Origin of the sequence: Nocardia sp. N2S4-5 (genome assembly GCF_044628355.1) — a bacterium.
In the GTDB taxonomy this organism is placed as follows: Bacteria; Actinomycetota; Actinomycetes; order Mycobacteriales; family Mycobacteriaceae; genus Nocardia; species Nocardia wallacei_B.
In genome coordinates, this window is sequence record NZ_JBIUPM010000001.1 from 5159566 (window position 1) to 5177129 (window position 17564).

General features: G+C 69.6%; 12 protein-coding genes. 7 read left to right on the top strand and 5 right to left on the bottom strand.

The window, feature by feature from the left end; genetic code table 11:
- Positions 1-180 precede the first annotated feature (180 nt).
- The 4 genes from ACFMRZ_RS23660 to ACFMRZ_RS23675 all read left to right on the top strand — a co-directional run bounded on the left by ACFMRZ_RS23660 (position 181) and on the right by ACFMRZ_RS23675 (position 4853).
- Entirely contained in the window at positions 181-1656 is a 1476-nt protein-coding gene (locus tag ACFMRZ_RS23660) for a hypothetical protein (RefSeq protein WP_400180793.1), read from the top strand.
- Between the two features lie 432 nt (positions 1657-2088).
- A complete protein-coding gene (locus ACFMRZ_RS23665) occupies positions 2089-3921 on the top strand; it encodes a phosphoenolpyruvate carboxykinase (GTP) (RefSeq protein WP_400180794.1) in 1833 nt (610 codons plus the stop codon).
- Between the two features lie 255 nt (positions 3922-4176).
- On the top strand, positions 4177-4380 hold the full coding sequence (locus ACFMRZ_RS23670; protein ID WP_400180795.1) for a hypothetical protein: 204 nt from the start codon (positions 4177-4179) through the stop codon (positions 4378-4380).
- 173 nt (positions 4381-4553) lie between these two features.
- Entirely contained in the window at positions 4554-4853 is a 300-nt protein-coding gene (locus ACFMRZ_RS23675) for a hypothetical protein (RefSeq protein WP_280274124.1), read from the top strand.
- A 4-nt stretch (positions 4854-4857) separates the two neighbouring features.
- On the opposite strand, the gene ACFMRZ_RS23680 is transcribed toward ACFMRZ_RS23675, so the two are convergent.
- Complete coding sequence (locus ACFMRZ_RS23680) at positions 4858-5610, bottom strand: methyltransferase domain-containing protein (RefSeq protein ID WP_400180796.1); 753 nt, start codon at positions 5608-5610, stop codon at positions 4858-4860.
- Between the two features lie 350 nt (positions 5611-5960).
- Between ACFMRZ_RS23680 and ACFMRZ_RS23685 the strand changes: the two genes are divergently transcribed.
- Positions 5961-7139, top strand: coding sequence for a glycosyltransferase family 4 protein (locus tag ACFMRZ_RS23685; RefSeq protein WP_400182956.1), 1179 nt, complete (start codon positions 5961-5963; stop codon positions 7137-7139).
- A 15-nt stretch (positions 7140-7154) separates the two neighbouring features.
- Here the strand turns inward: ACFMRZ_RS23685 and ACFMRZ_RS23690 are convergent, their stop codons facing one another.
- A complete protein-coding gene (locus ACFMRZ_RS23690; protein ID WP_400180797.1) occupies positions 7155-9050 on the bottom strand; it encodes a hypothetical protein in 1896 nt (631 codons plus the stop codon).
- 279 nt (positions 9051-9329) lie between these two features.
- Between ACFMRZ_RS23690 and ACFMRZ_RS23695 the strand changes: the two genes are divergently transcribed.
- Positions 9330-10478, top strand: coding sequence for a polysaccharide biosynthesis protein (locus ACFMRZ_RS23695; RefSeq protein ID WP_400180798.1), 1149 nt, complete (start codon positions 9330-9332; stop codon positions 10476-10478).
- A 76-nt stretch (positions 10479-10554) separates the two neighbouring features.
- Here the strand turns inward: ACFMRZ_RS23695 and ACFMRZ_RS23700 are convergent, their stop codons facing one another.
- Positions 10555-11688 carry a DUF3068 domain-containing protein gene (locus ACFMRZ_RS23700; RefSeq protein ID WP_280274570.1) on the bottom strand — a complete coding sequence of 378 codons (1134 nt, stop codon included), beginning with the start codon at positions 11686-11688 and terminating at the stop codon, positions 10555-10557.
- Positions 11689-11863: 175 nt separating this feature from the next.
- Between ACFMRZ_RS23700 and ACFMRZ_RS23705 the strand changes: the two genes are divergently transcribed.
- Entirely contained in the window at positions 11864-13069 is a 1206-nt protein-coding gene (locus ACFMRZ_RS23705; protein ID WP_400180799.1) for an acyltransferase family protein, read from the top strand.
- 4 nt (positions 13070-13073) lie between these two features.
- Here the strand turns inward: ACFMRZ_RS23705 and ACFMRZ_RS23710 are convergent, their stop codons facing one another.
- Together ACFMRZ_RS23710 and ACFMRZ_RS23715 are read right to left on the bottom strand one after the other, a co-directional pair.
- Positions 13074-17387, bottom strand: coding sequence for an alpha-(1->3)-arabinofuranosyltransferase (locus ACFMRZ_RS23710; protein WP_400180800.1), 4314 nt, complete (start codon positions 17385-17387; stop codon positions 13074-13076).
- The gene (locus ACFMRZ_RS23715; protein WP_187685788.1) at positions 17368-17538 is read right to left on the bottom strand and encodes a DUF2613 domain-containing protein; all 171 of its coding nucleotides are present in this window, start codon (positions 17536-17538) and stop codon (positions 17368-17370) included. The genes ACFMRZ_RS23710 and ACFMRZ_RS23715 overlap by 20 nt, the downstream gene beginning before the upstream one ends.
- Between the last annotated feature and the right edge of the window lie 26 nt (positions 17539-17564).

Genomic DNA, 17564 nt, shown 5'->3' on the forward strand with positions numbered 1-17564 from the left:
GCTGTACCGGCCGCAGCACCGCGTCCCGGTGGTGCTGCTGAGCAGTCGGCTCATGCTGGGCCGTCGAGTCCGTCAGCCTCTGGGCCATCGACTTCCGCACCTGCGGAGTCCGCAGTGCCGTCGACTGGCGCATCCGCTGGGGCATCGACTCTCGCTGGTGACGGGGCGGGGGAGGAGCCGGTGTTGCCGTTGGAAGTGGCTGCGGTGGTGGCGCGGTGGAATCCGCAGGGGAGTGCGTTGTTGGAGTCGGTGCCGGTTTCGGGGGCGCCGGAGGTCGCGCATTCGGTGCCGGTCGCGTTGATCGGGCCCGCTGATACGAACACCACGTTGTTACGGACCGAGCTCGCGCGGTTCGAACCGCATATCGACCTGTCCGAGCCGCAGACCGATCCCGCGGTGCTGGTCGCGCCGCCGCCGGTGGCGCTGGTCCTGATCGATGCCGGTACCACGCTCGGGGCCGCGCTGCTGGATCTGGTGGGGCGGTTGCGGACCGGAGGTACGCGAATTGTGTTCGCTATGAACGGGATTCACGCTCATCCGGATTGGCGTACGGATTTCGAACGCAACCGGGCGCTGCTGGTTCCGGTGCTCGCCGCGGACCCGGACCTGGTGGCGGTTTCGGCGCGGCTCGCGGTGGCCGCCCGTGGTTCCGGCGACGCCGCGCTGCTGGACCGGTCGGGTCTCGGCGCCCTGCACGCGTATCTGACCCGGGCCGTCGGGGCCGGTGGCGAGGGTCGTGCGGCGGCGATCATCGCCCAAGTGCTCGGCGAAACCCGTCGGCGTATCCGCGCACAGGCCGAAACGCTGCGCTCGGGCGCGTCCGTGACGCAGTTGCGGGAGGAGCGCGCCACTCTGCTGGCCGCGCGCGACGGCGGCCGGGCGCAGGCCATGGCGGCGCTGCGCAACCGCCTGCACCTGGCCCGGGTGGATCTGCTGCACGATGTGGGCGCCCGGATCCGGGCGTTGAACGCCGCGGCCCGCACCGACGTCGAACGTCTCGCCCGCCGATCGGCCCGCGCATACCCGGACGACCTGCAGCAGTCGGTGAACCAGCTGACCGTCGAGCTGGATGCGGTGGTCGAGCAGCGCCTGGCGGAACTGACCCGCCAGCTGGAGTCCGGCGGCCCGGCAGCCGAATCCGCCCGTGAGCCCGTCCGATCGCGATCGGATCCGCCGCCGCGCCTGGGCCCCGACCTCGAGCCCCGGCATCGCGGCCTCGAGGACACGTTGATGATCGCCCTCGGCGCCTCCGCCGGTTTCGGGCTCGGACGGCTGGTCGTCGCGCCGCTGGCCCTGGTACCCGAACTCGACTACGCGACCGTCCCGGTGACCCTGGCCCTCGGCGGCGGCGTGGCGTACTGGGTCGTCCGGGCGCGCGGCCACCTCGCCGATCGCGCGCATCTGCGGCAATGGGTGTCGGACGCGCTGGTGAACGTCAAGGCGCAACTGGAGCAGCGGGTGGCGACCGCCTTGGTGGAGGCCGAATCCCGGCTCACCGATCAGGTGGTGCGAGCCACCACCGTGCGGGTGCTGGAAACCGATCGCCGGGTCGCGGAATTGGAACGACAGTTGCGCGAACTCTCTGCCCAGCAGCCCGCCCAAGTGGCCGCGTGCGAACGCGACTTGGCCGTTATCGACAAAGCCTTCCCGGAGTAAACAAGGATCGATACGGGGAGACGCGAAAGGGCGTGTGGCGGTCTCCCCACGCCGGCGTACCCGTGTGTGACGCATCACACGCTGTACGGATGCCGTGACGCCTATTAATAGGCCCGGACCACCTATGAGCCCCGGAAGTGCGGCATTACCGATCAGTATCCGTCCGTCCACACCTCCGATATGGAGGATTGCCGGGCATCTCGACCGGGTACCGAGTGAGCGACCCCATTCCGTACCTGGGGTCACATCGCGTTAACCTCTTAATCAAGGAACCTGGGCGTCCGCTTTCGTCCTTGTACGCCGCCCAGCCGGGGCGTGCTTTCGGCAAGCCGGAGCGGGTACCCACCGCCAACGGTGGCTCCCCCGGCGTCGCGGGCTGTGCCACAGCCCTCGAATCCACCCCTCAGAGCCGCCCGTCTCAGGAGAGTTTTCATGACCTCAGTGACCATTCCTGGTCTTCACGGATCCGATGGCACCGCACCGACGGCGCACGCAGGACTGCTGGCCTGGGTGCAGGAGGTCGCAGAACTCACTCAGCCGGACCGCGTCGTCTGGGCCGACGGCTCCGATGAGGAGTGGGACCGGCTGACCACCCAGCTGGTCGAGGCCGGCACCTTCAAGAAACTCAATGAGGCCAAGCGCCCCAACTCCTTCCTCGCGCTCTCCGATCCGTCCGATGTGGCCCGGGTGGAATCGCGCACCTTCATCTGCTCCCGCGACGAGGCCGACGCCGGCCCGACCAACAACTGGGTCGACCCGGCCCAGATGCGCAAGACCATGACCGACCTGTACCGCGGGTCGATGAAGGGCCGCACCATGTTCGTTGTGCCGTTCTGCATGGGTCCGCTCGGCGCCGCCGACCCGAAGCTGGGCGTGGAGATCACCGACTCGGAGTACGTGGTCGTCTCGATGCGGGTGATGACGCGCATGGGCAAGGCGGCGCTGGAGAAGCTGGGCGCCGATAAGCCGTTCGTGAAGGCGCTGCACTCGGTCGGCGCCCCGCTGGAGCCGGGCCAGGCCGACGTCCCGTGGCCGTGCAACGACACCAAGTACATCACCCACTTCCCGGAGGATCGCGAGATCTGGTCCTACGGTTCGGGTTACGGCGGCAATGCGCTGCTGGGCAAGAAGTGCTACTCGCTGCGCATCGCCTCGGCCATGGCGCACGACGAGGGCTGGCTGGCCGAGCACATGCTGATCCTCAAGCTGATCTCGCCCGAGAACAAGAACTACTACGTGGCCGCCGCCTTCCCGAGCGCCTGCGGCAAGACCAACCTGGCGATGATCCAGCCGACCGTGCCGGGCTGGCGCGCGGAGACCCTGGGCGACGACATCGCCTGGATGCGATTCGGCGAGGACGGCCGCCTGTACGCGGTCAACCCGGAATACGGTTTCTTCGGCGTCGCGCCGGGCACCAACCACAGCTCCAACCCGAACGCCATGGCCACCATGGACGCCGGCAACACCGTCTACACCAACGTCGCGCTGACCGACAACGGCGACGTGTGGTGGGAGGGCCTGGAGGGCGAGCCCGATCATCTGATCGACTGGAAGGGCAACGACTGGTACCTCCGCGAGACGGAAACCCTTGCCGCCCACCCGAATTCGCGCTACTGCACGCCGATGTCGCAGTGTCCGATCCTGGCGCCGGAGTGGGACGACCCGCAGGGCGTGCCGATCTCCGCGATCCTGTTCGGCGGCCGTCGCAAGACCACGGTGCCGCTGGTGACCGAGTCGTTCGACTGGCAGCACGGCGTGTTCATGGGCGCGACGCTGTCCTCGGAGCAGACCGCCGCGGCCGAGGGCAAGGTCGGCACGGTGCGCCGCGACCCGATGGCGATGCTGCCGTTCATGGGCTACCACGTGGGCGACTACCTGGACCACTGGATCAACGTCGGCAAGAACGCGGACGCGAACAAGCTGCCGAAGATCTTCTACGTCAACTGGTTCCGGCGTGGCGACGACGGCCGCTTCCTGTGGCCGGGCTTCGGCGAGAACTCGCGCGTGCTGGAGTGGATCATCAACCGCATCGAGGGCAAGGCCGACGCCGAGGCCACCGCGATCGGCAACGTGCCCACCGCCGCGCAGATGGACCTGGACGGCCTGGACGTGAACCCGGCCGACGTCGACGAGGCGCTGAAGGTCGACATCGGCGAGTGGCGCAAGGAGATCCCGCTCATCGAGGAATGGTTCGAGTTCATCGGTGAGAAGCTGCCCTCCGGCGTGCGCGACGAGTTCGAGGCGCTCAAGCAGCGACTGGGGTAATTCCCGGCCGATCGCGAAACTCCGCCGCCCGCACCGTCGTTCGTACGGGGCGGGCGGTTTCGTACGCCGTGCCGCAATCGTTGTGGGGTAATCGCGGTTGCCTGCTTTATCCTGGATGTGTTCTACGTCTCAGGACTGACCAGTTTCGACTGCCGGATATCGACTGGTCGACTGCACCGGTAGCCTCGAGGTTGCTCGCGGAGGGGTCCCCGCCGCGGTCGCACGGGGCTGAACGTGGAGAGGTGGGTGGTGGGCATGATCGATCCGACGTTCGAAGCCATGGTTGTCCCGGAGGTAGCCGGTCTTCGGCTGGACGCCCCGAGTACTCCGTTGCACCGCGCTGCGGGCCGTTTGCAGGACGTGTTGCCGCCGGGCTGGTGGGTGGAGGTCGTGGATGTGCCGCGGGGCGCCGGGCGCCGCCCGGAGCCCGTGCTGCGGATCCGGATGCCCGAGGACTGACGCGCACCATTCGCCACGCCAGTTCACAGCAGACACCCGAATATCGAAACCCTACCTGCCGGTTGGCTTTTCGCAGAACGCACTATTGCATTCCGGACGGTCGCAGAGCATGCTTAGAGCAATCTGCTTCGCCCGTTTGATTTTTCAAATGCAATCGCAGGGGAGTCCGAATCATGGCGGTGCAAGTGGTCGGGCGGTCATTGATGACCAGCGACCAGACCCCACATCAGGCGAGGTGTGTCGGCCAAGGGGGCTGGGTCGTCTCGTTCCTCCCGGGCCGAACACTGACCTTGGAGCAGGCCACCGCGGCGCTACAGGCGGCCGAAGCGGTCTCGGCCGTGCGCGCGTTGGCCGGCCGGGTGGGGCTCACTCCGCTGGAGACGGTCGGGCTGGCGATGCAGGAGCCACCGTGGAACGAGCCGTCACACACCGGCACGGGCCGCTTCTGGCGGCGCGGGCGGCCGGCCCACTAGCGGCTCAGCGCTTCGCCGCGACCACGACGAGGTTGCTGACCAGAAACTCCCGCAGTCCCGGCGTCCGGACCAGCCACCAAGCCCAATGCGGGTGGTAACGCGGGAAGGTAGCCATGATCCGCGCCCGGTCGCGGGCCTGGTCGGCCCAGCGCATGCCCTCGGCGGCGGTCACGACGAACAGTGAACGGCCGAAACGGTTCTTCGGCTCGCGGCCGTGCCTGCGCCGGTAGCGGCGTGCGGCGTACTCGCCGCCGAGATAGTGCCAGGGGCCGGTCTCGTGTCCGCCGAACGGGCCCAGCCAGACCGTGTAGGAGAAGATCATCAGCCCGCCCGGCTTGGTCACGCGCAGCATCTCGTCGGCCATCAGCCACGGCTGCGGGACATGCTCGGCCACGTTGGAGGAGAGGCAGATGTCCACGGCGTCGTCGCGGAACGGCAGCGCCATCCCGGAGCCGCGCACCGCGCCCGGCACGGTCAATCCGGCGGCGTGCATCTCGCTGGGATCGGGTTCCACCGGGATGTAGCGCGCGCCGGCGGCGGTGAACTCGTCGGCGAAGTAGCCGGGTCCGCCGCCCACGTCGAGCACCGTCGTGCCGGTGAGGTCGCGGCCGGTCAGATCGGCGTAGAAATCTCGCGTCAGTTCGACGGTGTCGACGGCGATGCCGCCGTAGAACAATGCGGGATCGGTCTGCTCATGACGAAAACTCCCGAGCAGCCGCAGTGATCGCCGCAAGGTGGCCCGTCGCGCGAACCGCACCCCCGTACTCCACATCCCCACTAGCCCGCGCACAGCGGATCAGTCTCGCACAACACCCGCCCATCCCACTTCCCGACCACGACGACATCATCGGGTCGCGCGGCTCGCCGGACGCCGGTACGTCGGTGAGGCGTGGATGACGCGGTGCGGACTGGTCGCCCTGGTGATCGCACTGATCTTGGGAGTGGGCTATAGGGTGGAGCGAACTGTCAGACGTCCGAGCGAGTACCACCTGGAGATGTGCCGTGCGCGATACCGGCTCCCGCGAACTCGATCCGGTTGCGCGGGGCGCATCCGGGCGCGGGCGTGGCGCCAGTGGGGTCGATCGGGGCGCGGCGGGGGACTCGGGCGTGCGTGAGGTGTTGCTGCTGTGCTGGCGGGACACCGGGCATCCGCAGGGCGGGGGGAGCGAGCGGTATCTCGAGCAGGTCGGTGCGCACCTGGCCGCGCGGGGGGTGAAGGTGACATTGCGGACCGCTCGCTACTCGGGCGCTCCGCGGCGTGAGCGGGTCGACGGGATCGATATCAGCCGGGCCGGAGGGCGCTACACCGTGTATCCGCGGGCGCTGGTCGCGATGGTGGCGGGGCGGTTCGGTATCGGACCGCTGCATGGGGTGCGACCCGACGCGGTGGTCGACACGCAGAACGGCATTCCCTTCTTTGCTCGGATCGCGACCCGCGCGCCGTCGGTCGTGCTCGTGCATCACGGGCACCGCGAGCAATGGCCGGTCGCGGGGCGGCTGGTGGGGCGGATCGGCTGGTGGATCGAGTCGCGGATGTCCCCGCGGGTGCATCGGCGCAACCAGTATCTGACGGTGTCGCTGCCCTCGGCGGAGGAACTGGCGGGGCTGGGCGTGGGTCGGGAGCGAATCGCGGTGGTGCGCAACGGCGCCGAGCCCATCCCGCGGCAGGCGCCGACCGGAGCGCCGGGGAGCCGGACCGCCCATCCGAGCATCGTGGTGCTGTCGCGGCTGGTGCCGCACAAGCAGATCGAGGACGCGCTGGCCGTCGCGGCGGAGTTGCGCCCCGCCCTTCCGGGCTTGCGGCTGGATGTGGTCGGCGACGGCTGGTGGGCCGACAACCTGAAGAGTCGCGCGCACGAACTAGGCATCGCCGACGCGGTGACCTTCCACGGTCATGTGGACGAATGCCGCAAACATGAATTGCTCTCTCGCGCTTGGGTTCACGTGTTGCCCTCGCGCAAGGAGGGCTGGGGTCTGGCCGTGATCGAGGCCGCTCAGCACGGCGTACCGACGGTTGGCTATCGCAGCTCGCGCGGTCTCACCGATTCGGTGGTGGACGGTGTCACCGGCATGCTGGTCGACGACGCCGCTCAGTTGGCGGAGGCGGTGGGTGAACTGCTCGACTCCGCCGAATCCCGCACCGTCATGGGCGAGAAGGCCCGTGCTCGTGCCCGCGAATTCTCCTGGGAGCAAACGGCTAACGGGGTGTTCGAGGTGCTCGCGGCGGCGGTCGGCGGGCGATATGTGTCGGGTCTGGTCGGCGGGCGTTCGGAAGATCCGGATTAGCTCATCGCTCGGGCTTCACGTGCGCGTTCGGGTCTGCGCCGACGGGGCCGAGGGATTTCGGAAACGGCGCAGGATTCGCCGACCGACCAGGGGCGCAGGTCCGACGACGAGTAGCAGCGCCCAGAGAAGATGCGCCGCGGCGGCGATATGCCGGTGCGTGCCTTGGGAGTTCGTCGTGGGATCGATCGCGCCCGGAACTCGATAGAGAGCCAGATCGGCGTCAGCGTAGACCGGATTCAGTTGGGCAAGCGTGGTTTTCGAATCACCCAGCGGCCCCGGCGTGTTTCGTTCGACCAGCACCCATCCGACTCCGCGGGCGGCCAGGTCGGGCGCCGCACCGCCGTGCAGCAGTAACCGCTCGACCTCGTGCGCGCGGTCGCCCTCACCACTGACCACGCGACCGCGAACCGGCAGCTCACCGGTTTGCAGTACGTCCTGCGGCAGCATGCGCGGGGCCGGATCGAGTACGGGGGCATGCCCGCTGTAGGGGAACTTTCGGAACATGCCGCCCGGCAGCACCGCGACATCGCCCGGCCCGTCGACCAGCCCGGCGACGCGCTGCCAGCCCGGCGGATAGTGCACCGGGCGCAACTCGCCCCCGACACCCCAGGCGAGGTCGGGCAGTGTGAGTACCAGTGCGGCAATGAAAAATGTTGCGGTCGCGGGTGTTCCGAGGGTGCCGCCCCAACGCCGCCCCAGGCCGGCGACGGTTCGGCATCCCGCCGCGGCGCACAGGGCGAAGGCGGGCATCGCCAAGGCGACGTATTTCTGTGTGTCTCTGAGCAATCCGGCACCGGGAATCCCGGTAACCAGCGACTCGCCGATGCGCAATCCCCAGCCGGTGGCGCCGAGCGCGGGCAGCGCCACGGCCACGACCGCCACCAGCAACAGCGCCCGGCGAACGTGCCGAGTGCCGGCGTCGCCTACCGCGGCCACCCGCCGTGCACCCACGGCGACCACCGCGAGCAACACGGCCGTCCCCACCAGCGCGAACAACGTTGTGCGCGAGGAAGGTACGGCATCCGAATTCCATATCCCGCCCAGCCCGGCGAGACTTCCCACGGTCGCCAACCCGGGCTCGGCCCGTGCCGCGAACGCCGCAACCCCCGCTGGATCAGAAGGCTCTGCCCCCGCTCCAGACAACGCGGTCGCCACCAGCCACGGTGCCGAGGCAACACACCAAATCGCCAGCACCCCAACAGCATTTCGCCACCCGGCCACAACAAGCGCCACACACCCCGCAAGCACCGCTCCCGTAGGGGTCAACCCGGCCGCCGCGAGACAGCCCCCCAACCCCAGCCACGCATAAACCGCGGGAGTGCCCTCAACCACCAGTTTTCGTGCAGCGGGACGAGATGTCGTCTTGTCCGAATGACCTTGTGCGGTGGTCGAGATGGCCTCGGAGGCGCCGGACTCGCCGCTTCGAGGGGAGCGGAGATCTGCCCTGCACCGGATGCGCTGAGCCGCGAGCACTGTCCAGGGAAGGGCGGCGTATCCGGTCAGCAGACTCCAGTGCCCTTGGAGGAGGCGCTCGGCGACGTAGGGATTCCATATCGCCACGGTCGCCGCGACCAACTGGGGTGCGGTCGACACCCGGAGGAGTCGGCGGGCCAGGATCGCGGCGCCCCAGCCCGCCGCCCACAGCGCCGCCACCAGGATGACCTTGACCGCGATACCGCCATCCACGACCGTCGATACCACGGCCAGCAGCGCGTCCTGCGGTACAGCTCGCGGCGCGGCATCCCCCAGCCCGAGCGCCGAATCGGTGAGATACGACCGCGGCGTGCTCACCGCATCCCGCAGCAACAGATAGCCAGGCCCGAGCAATGGCCCGGCCACGATCAGGGCCAGCACGAGACTGTAGGCAGCGGGCACGATCCGCCCGCCCCGCACCCAGCCACCCGCGATCACGCTCAGCCACCCTACGTGCCGGTCGATACCCAGCGCGCCTGGGTCTTACCCGCCGCGCTTGCGTCGGCGAGTGCGCGTCGGTAATCGCATCGCCACCGCCCGCTCGAGCGCGGCGACGCATGCCGACCTCGAGCAGAGGGAGCAGGTGGTGTATGGCCGCGGGGGTCGGCCAAGACGGGTCGGATGTTGGGGGTGGGGCGCGGGTGGGAGCATGGCGGGATGCTTGGTCAACGTCGTCTGCCTGTGGTTGCGGATTTGACGTTGGTTACGGCGGGGGCGATGACGGCGAATGTTGCCGGGTATTTGTTGCAGTTGCTGGCGGGGCGGTGGCTCGGGGTCGGGGGGTACAGCGAGTTCGCGAGTCTGCTGGCGGTGCAGTTGCTCTGTGCCGTCCCGGCGTTGGCTTTGCAGAATGTGGTGGCGCGGGAGTTGGTGCGGGGTGCGCCGGTTGCGGTGGTACGGGTGCTGGGGTGGCGGTGTGCGGCGATCGTGGCGGGTATCGCCGCGGTGCTGGTTCCCGTTGTCGCGGTGGTGCTGCACGTGAGTTGGGTTGCCGCGGCCGGTGCGTTGGCCGCGGCGCCGATGTTGGTGTTGCTGTCGGGGGAACAGGGTGTGCTGCAGGGCGGGCGGCGGTTTCGTTCGCTGGCAATGGTTCTCGGGGGTGCGGGGATCGCCCGGGTCGCCCCGGCGCTGGTGGCTTTGGCCCTCGGAAGTACTGCGGCCGTCGCCCTGTGGGGTACCGCGTTGGGCTTGGCGGCCGCCGCCGTCGGCGCAAGACGCGCTGCCGTGAACATGAACTTGCCCACGGACTCCGGGTCCGGGGGATGGGGTGGTGTGCTGCCCGTGCTGCGGGCCGCGCAGGTGCAGGCGGCGTTGATGGCGTTGTCTTCGGCCGATTTGATCGTGGCCCGGATTGTGCTGGACGACGCGGATGCCGGGCGGTACGCGTTCGGCGCGATCGCTACCAAGATCGCGTTCTGGTTGCCGCAGGCGGTGGGGGTGGTGCTGTATCCGCGGATGGCGCAGCCGCGGCATTCCACTCGCGCGGTGCGGGACGCGCTGGGAGTGCTGTCGGCGATCGGCGTGGTGGCTGTGATCGGCGCGGCCGTCTGTGCGCCGCTGGCTCCGTTGTTCGCCGGGCAGGACTACGCGCCGATCGAGAACTGGCTGTGGTTGTTCGCGCTCGACGGCGCGCTGCTGGCTCTCCTGCAAGGCGCGCTCCTGTCGGCGATCGCGGCCGACCGCACCGCGCCCGCCGCCGTCACCTGGGCCGGACTGGCCGTCGAGATCGCGATCATGCTGACCCTCGCGCGCTCGCTACCGGCGCTCATCGGCACGGCCACCGCGGTCGCCGCGATCACCACCGCGGTGATCGTCACGGTCGTGCTCCGCGCGGCCCGAAGCCGCGATCCCCATCCCGCCCACTGATTCCACAGCCGCCGGGCGTGGAAAACGAAGCGGCTCCCCGGCATTCGCACGGGGAGCCACCTGTGAGCGGAAGGACCTACTGGTTCCCGCTGAGATTGATCTGCTGCGTCGGAGCGTCGGCGACATCGGCCCCCGGCCCCGGATCGTTCGGCCGGCGCCGCTGCACCAGCCGTCCGGGCTGACCCGAGTCACCGCCACCCCGCAGGCCCAGCACCAGACCGATGATCAGCGCGATCACGCCCACGACGGCGAACACGATCGGCAGGATGCGGCGGTACAGCGACAGCTCGTCCATGTACTTCTTCGCCTCGGAGACCTGCGACGTGACCGTGTTGTCATCGAAGACCAGGGTGGTCTTCAACGCGGTGACCTCGGGCTTCTCGGTGCGGCCGTAGTACATGTGCAGCTGCTCGGAGCCCTTGATGATGGTGCCGGTCTCGGGCTCCACCCAGATGTCGCGGGTGTTGGTGTAGTACCGGTCCATGGTGATCGTCTGGTCGCCGCCCTCGACGCCCCACTTGGTGGCGGGCAGCGCCAGCCGGTTGGTCGGCGAGTTGGCGACCTTGGCCAGATCGGTGGCCGGGATCTGCTGCTGGAAGTGGTAGACCTTCAGATCGTTGATCTCGGTCTCCTCGACGAAGTTCAGGTCGAAGGTCTTGCGCGCGTTGATGTCGAAGTACGGGTAGGTCTGCTTCTCGGTGCCGATCGGGAACCGGTACTGCAAACCGGTGTGCTGCACCGGCTCCGCGACACTCTCGCCCTTGCTGTTCACCGTCGACGCGATCGAACCGTTCGGGTCGGTGTCGACCGGCTCGCCGGTCTTGCGGTCCACGGTGACGCGGTCGATGGTGGCGCTCAGCAGGCCGGTGTCGCCCTGCTTGTCGATGTTGCGCAAGGTCTGACCGGCCTGGATGGTCATCTCCGACTTGTCCGACGGATCCTCGACGGTGAGGAACCGCTGCGAGAGCAGCCGGACGTTCTGATCGACCTTCGCGGCGCCGTCGCCCGAGGTCAGCGACTTGGAGTCGAGGACCTCGCTGGGCGCGTCGGCCTTGTTCTTCGCGATGGTGGTGATCTCGATGTCGAGGGGAGTCTTGGCCAGCTGGCCGACGGCGTAGGTCGGGACCAGCAGCGCTGCCACGATCAGCAGCGTGCCGAGTCCCACGAGCAGGCAGGCCACCGTCCTCTTGGTTCCGGCACTGAGTGCCATGCAAACTCTCCTCGTCGTCGAACAGGTCGTTCCGGGAACACTACGGCCGCGCGCGGCGTTCGTGAGCCCCGACACTAACAGTCCGGTCCGTTCGCCTGCCGAGCTGAGGCCCGAAATTTGGTGAATCCTACGGCGGAATATCGCCGCGTGCGCGGAGGCGGCAGACTGGAGCCCGATGAGCACGTCCGTGACACCGCATACCGGGTCTCCTGCCGTCGACTCCCCGGCGGCAGCGGCATCGGAGACGCCTGCGGCCGCACACGATTCGCCCGCGGGACGCCGGACGTTCGTGCCCGCCCTCGAGGGAATGCGCGGGCTGGCGGCGCTCGGCGTGGTGCTCACCCATGTCGCCTTCCAGACCGGGGCGACGGGCATGCCCGTGCTCGGCCGGGTGTGGGGCCGGTTCGACATGGCGGTGGCTGTGTTCTTCGGGCTGTCCGGATTTCTGCTGTGGCGGCCACACGCCGCGGCAGCGCGCGGGCTCGGGACGGCTCCGTCCGCTCGTCGCTATCTCCTGCATCGCGCGGCCCGCATTCTGCCCGCGTACTGGGTGGTGGTGTGCGCGGTGCTGATCCTGCTGCCGTCGGCGGCGCATTCGGCCGGGTGGCGGGTGTGGGGCGCGAATCTCGCACTGCTGCAAGTCTTCGTGCCGCTGACGCTGACCGACGGGCTGACCCAGATGTGGAGTCTCTCGGTAGAGGTGGCCTTCTATCTGGTGCTGCCGATCCTGGCGTTCGCGGTGCTGCGACTGCGAGGGCCGTTGGCGCACTGGCGAATACCCGTGGTGCTGGCGCTGGGAGTGCTGAGTCTGGGATGGAACTTCCTTCCCGTGCCCACGCCCGACGCCATCCACTCCGACAACTGGCTGCCCGGCTACCTGCCGTGGTTCGTGGTCGGGATGCTGCTGGCGGAGCTGGTCGAGGGCGGTGCCGTGCGGCCGTCGGCGGCGAGGTGGCGGCGGATCACCGGAAACCGCTGGGTCATGTGGACATCGGCGCTGATCGCCTTCCTCTTGTCGGCCACCGATCTGGCCGGGCCGGAGGGGCTGGAACGCGGTGCGCCGTGGCAGTACGCGATGAAGATGGGGCTGGGCGCGATCGTCGGATTCGGGCTGCTGGCGCCGCTGGTCCTGGGCGGTCGGCCGCATCGCCTGCTGGAGAGCCGGGTGGCGGCCACGATCGGACGCTGGTCCTACGGCATCTTCATCTGGCATCTGGCGGTGCTCGCCATGGTGTTCCCGATCTTCGGTTTCATCCCCTTCCAGCGCAGTTTCCTGCATGTACTCGCGTTGACCGTCGCCTTCACGCTGCCGCTGGCGGCCGCCAGTTACGCCTTGATCGAGGAGCCTGTCCGGCGTTGGGTGAAGCAGCGCTTCGGGTGATCGCTCAGTCGCGACGGCGCGGGGGGAGTGCGGCGATACCGACCGCGACGACCGCGGCCAGCGCGGGTAGCTGGACCCAGACCGAACCGCCCAGATAGCCCTCGGGCGAGCGCCAGGGGCCGGTGGACAGTGCCGCCATCGACAGCATCGTCCCGGCGCCCGCGACGCCGACCAGTACGCGAGGCATGATCCCGCTCGCGAATCGTCCGGCGACGAGACCGGCTGCGGCCAAGGCGATTCCGATCGGGCCGGCGATCACCAGCACCGCCGCGGTCAGCGCGACCATGCCCGGCACCCGGCCCTGCCATGGACGCGGCGGCCGATCGGCGGCCTCGGGTGTCGCGCCACGACCGCGCCACGGAACCGCCAGCGCCAGTAGCGGGAGCAGTAATAGCAGCCCGCCGAAGATGGCGAGGCGGTACCAGCGGTCGGTGGGGAACTCGACGGTGATCGCGCCGCGCGCATCCGGCGGCACCAGCCAGGCCTGTTCCCACCCATCCGCCACGACCGGCCGCAAACTGTGCCCATCGGCGGTATGCGCGCGCCAGCCCACATTCGAACTCAACGGAAGAACCAACAGTCGAGTGCCGGGCGCAGCCGAAACCGCCTGCGGCACGGCATCACTCCGATTCAGAAGCAGTTCATCGACCGAGAACAGATCGGTAGGAGCAACAGCCACGTCCACCCGTCCGCCGGGGAGGGCGACATCACCCGAGTCCGGCGAGGTATCCCCTTCCCCGACAAGGTCTCCCATGCCACCCGGTTCCGTCGAGCGGTGGTCCTCTGTCGCGGAATCATCCCCCCGGGCCGGCTCGACGTTGTCCACAGCGCATACCTGGGCAGGGACCGGGGCGCCGGAGCGGAGTTCGTCGGCGGTGGCGGTGACGGTGGTGTGGAGGACTTTGCCCGCTACCGCCAGGGTTGGACCGTGGGCGCAGTCGACGGTGACGGGGCGGTCGGGCGGGGCGGGCGGGGGGTAGTCCGGGCCGAGTACGGAGATTTCGGCGAGGCCCGGGGGTTGCTGCTGGGTGAAGCCGAGGGCGTTGCGGTCCAGTACCGACTTCCAGGCGTCGATGCTGACTTCGATGCGGTCGGTGACCCGAGGGTGCAGGGTCAGTGTCGCGGGCGTGCCGGGCTCGGTGTCGTCGGAGATCTCGCGAACCTGCGGTCCGTCACCGAGATTCACCGCGACCGAGGTCGGGGGAGCGGGCAGCGCGCCGAGCGACGGCGTCACCTCGAGACCCGTCACCAGCTCGGGTCGCGGTAGCTCGAGGGTGAGCGTCGGTTTCGGCCCGGCGGGGTTGCGGACCGTCTCCTCGGGCGCCGTCCAACTGGTGCGCACATCGCCGTCGGTGGCCGCGAACGCGGAACCACGCAGGTCGCCGACGTCGGCCTGGCCGCGGGCGATCGGGCGGTCCGGATCGGTCAGCAGCGCCTCCAGCGCCGGACCCTGCCGGGTGCGGACGGTCAGCTGCGGCGTCACATCCGTCGACGCCGGAACGTCGAGGGTGCGCTGGAAGGCCCCTGGTTCCTCCGCGGACAGCGCCAGCCCCTTGCTGCACCGCACCCGGTCGGGCGCGTCGAAACACCCACTGCGACCGGGGAATTCCTGTCCGAGCGACCATCCCGCGACCGGCGCGCCCACCGGCGTCGGCGGCAGCACGGTGCGGTGCCGGATGTCGACGGGCACCGGCACGTCCGGATTCGAGTAGTCGGTGAGCCCGAACTCGCTGATGCCGAACTGGCCGCCGGCCGTACCGCCCTCGGTGCGGGTCGCCATGATGCGCAGCCAGTCGGTGCGCCCCGGCGGCAGCGAAACGGACACGGGCACACCGGGTTCGGAGATGCGTGCCGCGACGGTCCCGTTGTTGGTGCGCACCTCGATCCACTTCACCGGATCCCCGATCGCGGCCCGAGTGGTGGTCACCTGGAGCGACCCGGAGCGGATCGGCCGGTCGAGATCGAGCCGAAGCCATTGCCCCACAGCGTGTTCGGCGCTGTTGCTCAGCCAGGCCGTGGATGTGTCGCCGTCGACCGCCGCCGCGGTGGAACTGCCGGGCGCGGCGCCACCGAGCTGAGTGGCGTCGGCGGCGGAACTGGAGGCGGTGACGGTCGCCCCCGACCACTCGCCCACCACCGGGGCCGCGCCGGGCACCGGATAGTCCGGCACCAGGTTGTGGGTGCGCCGCGCGTCGGTGGGCGCGCGCAGCGCCGAGTCGTGGTTGTCGACGCGGCCGAAGTCGGCCTCCCGGTCCATCGGGGTATCGGTGACCGTCACCGCACCACCGGACAAACCGGCCCGCGCGGCGTCCGACGCCAGCAACGTGGGAATCCGCGACTCACCGCGGCGCAGTCGCTCGAGCGCTTCGGGGCCGCCCTGCACGACGGGCACCGAATCCAGCGGCACGCTGTACGCGCCCGGAAACGCCGGGGGCGCACCGGGTCCGCTGCGCACCTCCGCGGGCATCCCGGGCCGCGTGGCCTCGACCCGGTAGATCTCGACAGCCGGATACGCCGGTCGCAGATCGCCGTCGGCGACCAGCCCGTCCCCGTGCCCGACCTCGATGTCGCTGCCGAACTCGGCCACCTTGGTGAGACCGGGCGAGTGCTCGACGGCCTGGTGCGCGAGCATCGGCCGGGTCGACCGCGAGGTCTCGGGGTCGAGATCGTTGCGCAGCACCACGACTCCGATGCCCTGCGCGAGCAACGTCGGCGCCAGTCCCGTCGACGGACGGCCGTCGGCGATCAGGCGCTGCACCGAATCCATCGCCCGGATCGCGCCCGGCGGCGTGAGCGGCACCGCGTCGCGCACCGCCCACGGCGTCCGCGCGAGCGCCTGTAATGGTTCGTCGCGGGTCAGTCCCCAGATCTGGCTGCCGAACGGCGCGCCCGGAACGACCAGCGCCCGGGTGTCGGAGGCGTTGTGCGCCAGCCATTCCGACGTCTGCCGCCAGTACGGCGGGACCTCGTCGTAGGCGCCGCGCGGCGCGAGCTTGCTGGTCCAGGCCAGCGAGGTCGACAGTGCCAGCGCGGTCAGGATCAGCGCCGCCACCGCGACCAGCCGGTCCCGCTCCGGATGCGCGAAGGCCCGCCGCCACACCGGCATCGGCACCGACGCGGGCAACGGCACCCGCCGCAGCAGGTGCGCGATCCCGATTACCAGCGGTATCCGGATCAGCGGCTCGAGCTTGTGCACATTGCGCAGCGGCGCCCCGCCGGAATCGAGGAAGATCCGCACCTGCTCGGCGAACGGACCGCCGATCTCGCCCACGTATCCGGCGCAGATCCCGACCAGTCCGACGATCAGGATCAGCGCGAACCGCCCCCGATACGGCATCGACCGCAGCGCCAGCCCGGCCAGTCCCGCCGCGGCCAGCAGTCCGGTCGCCAGCACGGCCGCCGGTTGGGTGACCAGTACCGCTCCGGCGATGCGTTCCGGGGAGACGAACGGCGTCCAGCTGTCGGTGCCGCGCAACACTTCACCGAGCGAGGCCCACTGCGTCGTCACGCCCGACGATTCGATGTAGTCCAGGAACGGCGGGCTCACCCGGCCGAGCAGCAGCAGCGGCACCACCCACCAGAACGTGGCGAGTACCAACAGCGGAATCCACGCCCGGGTGAAGCGCCACCAGCCGCGATCCGGCCGATACGACAGCCACCACAGCGCCGCCGGCAGGAACGCGGCCGCCGTCGCCACCGCGTTCACCGCCCCCATCAGTGCCAGCGCCAGCGCACTGCCCGCGGGCGAGAGAGCGCCGCGCCGCCGCATCCCCCGAACCGTTCCGAGCGCACAGGGCGCGAGTAGTACCCACGGCGCCAGCATCATCGGCAGCGTCTCGGAGGAGATCGATCCGAGCGTCGTCAGCACCCGCGGCGACAGCGCGAACGCCAGCGCCGCCACCACCCGCGAGCCCCGGGAACCGATGCCCAGCACCTCGCACAGCCGCACGATGCCCCAGAACCCGGCCAGAATCAGCAGCGCCCACCAGATTCGCTGCGTCACCCAGGCCGGTAATCCGAGTATGTGCCCGAGCGAGAAGAAGGCGCCGTGCGGGAAGAAGTACCCGTAGGCCTGATTCTGCACCTGCCCCATCGGGGCCTGGCTGCTCCACAGATGCGCGGCGCGCGCCAGGAAACCCAGCGGATTCTGGGCGAGATCGTATTTGGTGTCCGCGACGGTCCGGCCGGGCGCCTGCAGAAAGGTCAGCAGGAACGCGACGACGACCGTACCGGCGAACCAGCGCCGGCCCAGCGGCGCGGCGCGGTCGGGATCGGCGGCTAGGGGAACGGTCGGCGACTCAGCGAGAGCCGTACTCAACGTTGTTCAGCAGCGACGACGACGCATCACCGCTGCGATCGACCTCGGGCCGCGAGTTCTGCTGTGCCGCCATGGTGATGACGAATACCGCGACCAGCCCGAGCAGCGCTCCGGCGACGGCGCTCACGGCACCAGGGACGGCAAACTTCATCGCGGGACTCCCATACATCGACGCAG

Bases quoted from the DNA above. Each gene is read 5' to 3' on its own strand.
- ACFMRZ_RS23665 (WP_400180794.1), top strand. From the start codon at position 2,089: ATGACCTCAGTGACCATTCCTGGTCTTCACGGATCCGATGGCACCGCA.
- ACFMRZ_RS23670 (WP_400180795.1), top strand. From the start codon at position 4,177: ATGATCGATCCGACGTTCGAAGCCATGGTTGTCCCGGAGGTAGCCGGT.
- ACFMRZ_RS23675 (WP_280274124.1), top strand. From the start codon at position 4,554: ATGGCGGTGCAAGTGGTCGGGCGGTCATTGATGACCAGCGACCAGACC.
- ACFMRZ_RS23695 (WP_400180798.1), top strand. From the start codon at position 9,330: ATGACGGCGAATGTTGCCGGGTATTTGTTGCAGTTGCTGGCGGGGCGG.
- ACFMRZ_RS23700 (WP_280274570.1), bottom strand. From the start codon at position 11,688: ATGGCACTCAGTGCCGGAACCAAGAGGACGGTGGCCTGCCTGCTCGTG.
- ACFMRZ_RS23705 (WP_400180799.1), top strand. From the start codon at position 11,864: ATGAGCACGTCCGTGACACCGCATACCGGGTCTCCTGCCGTCGACTCC.
- ACFMRZ_RS23715 (WP_187685788.1), bottom strand. From the start codon at position 17,538: ATGAAGTTTGCCGTCCCTGGTGCCGTGAGCGCCGTCGCCGGAGCGCTG.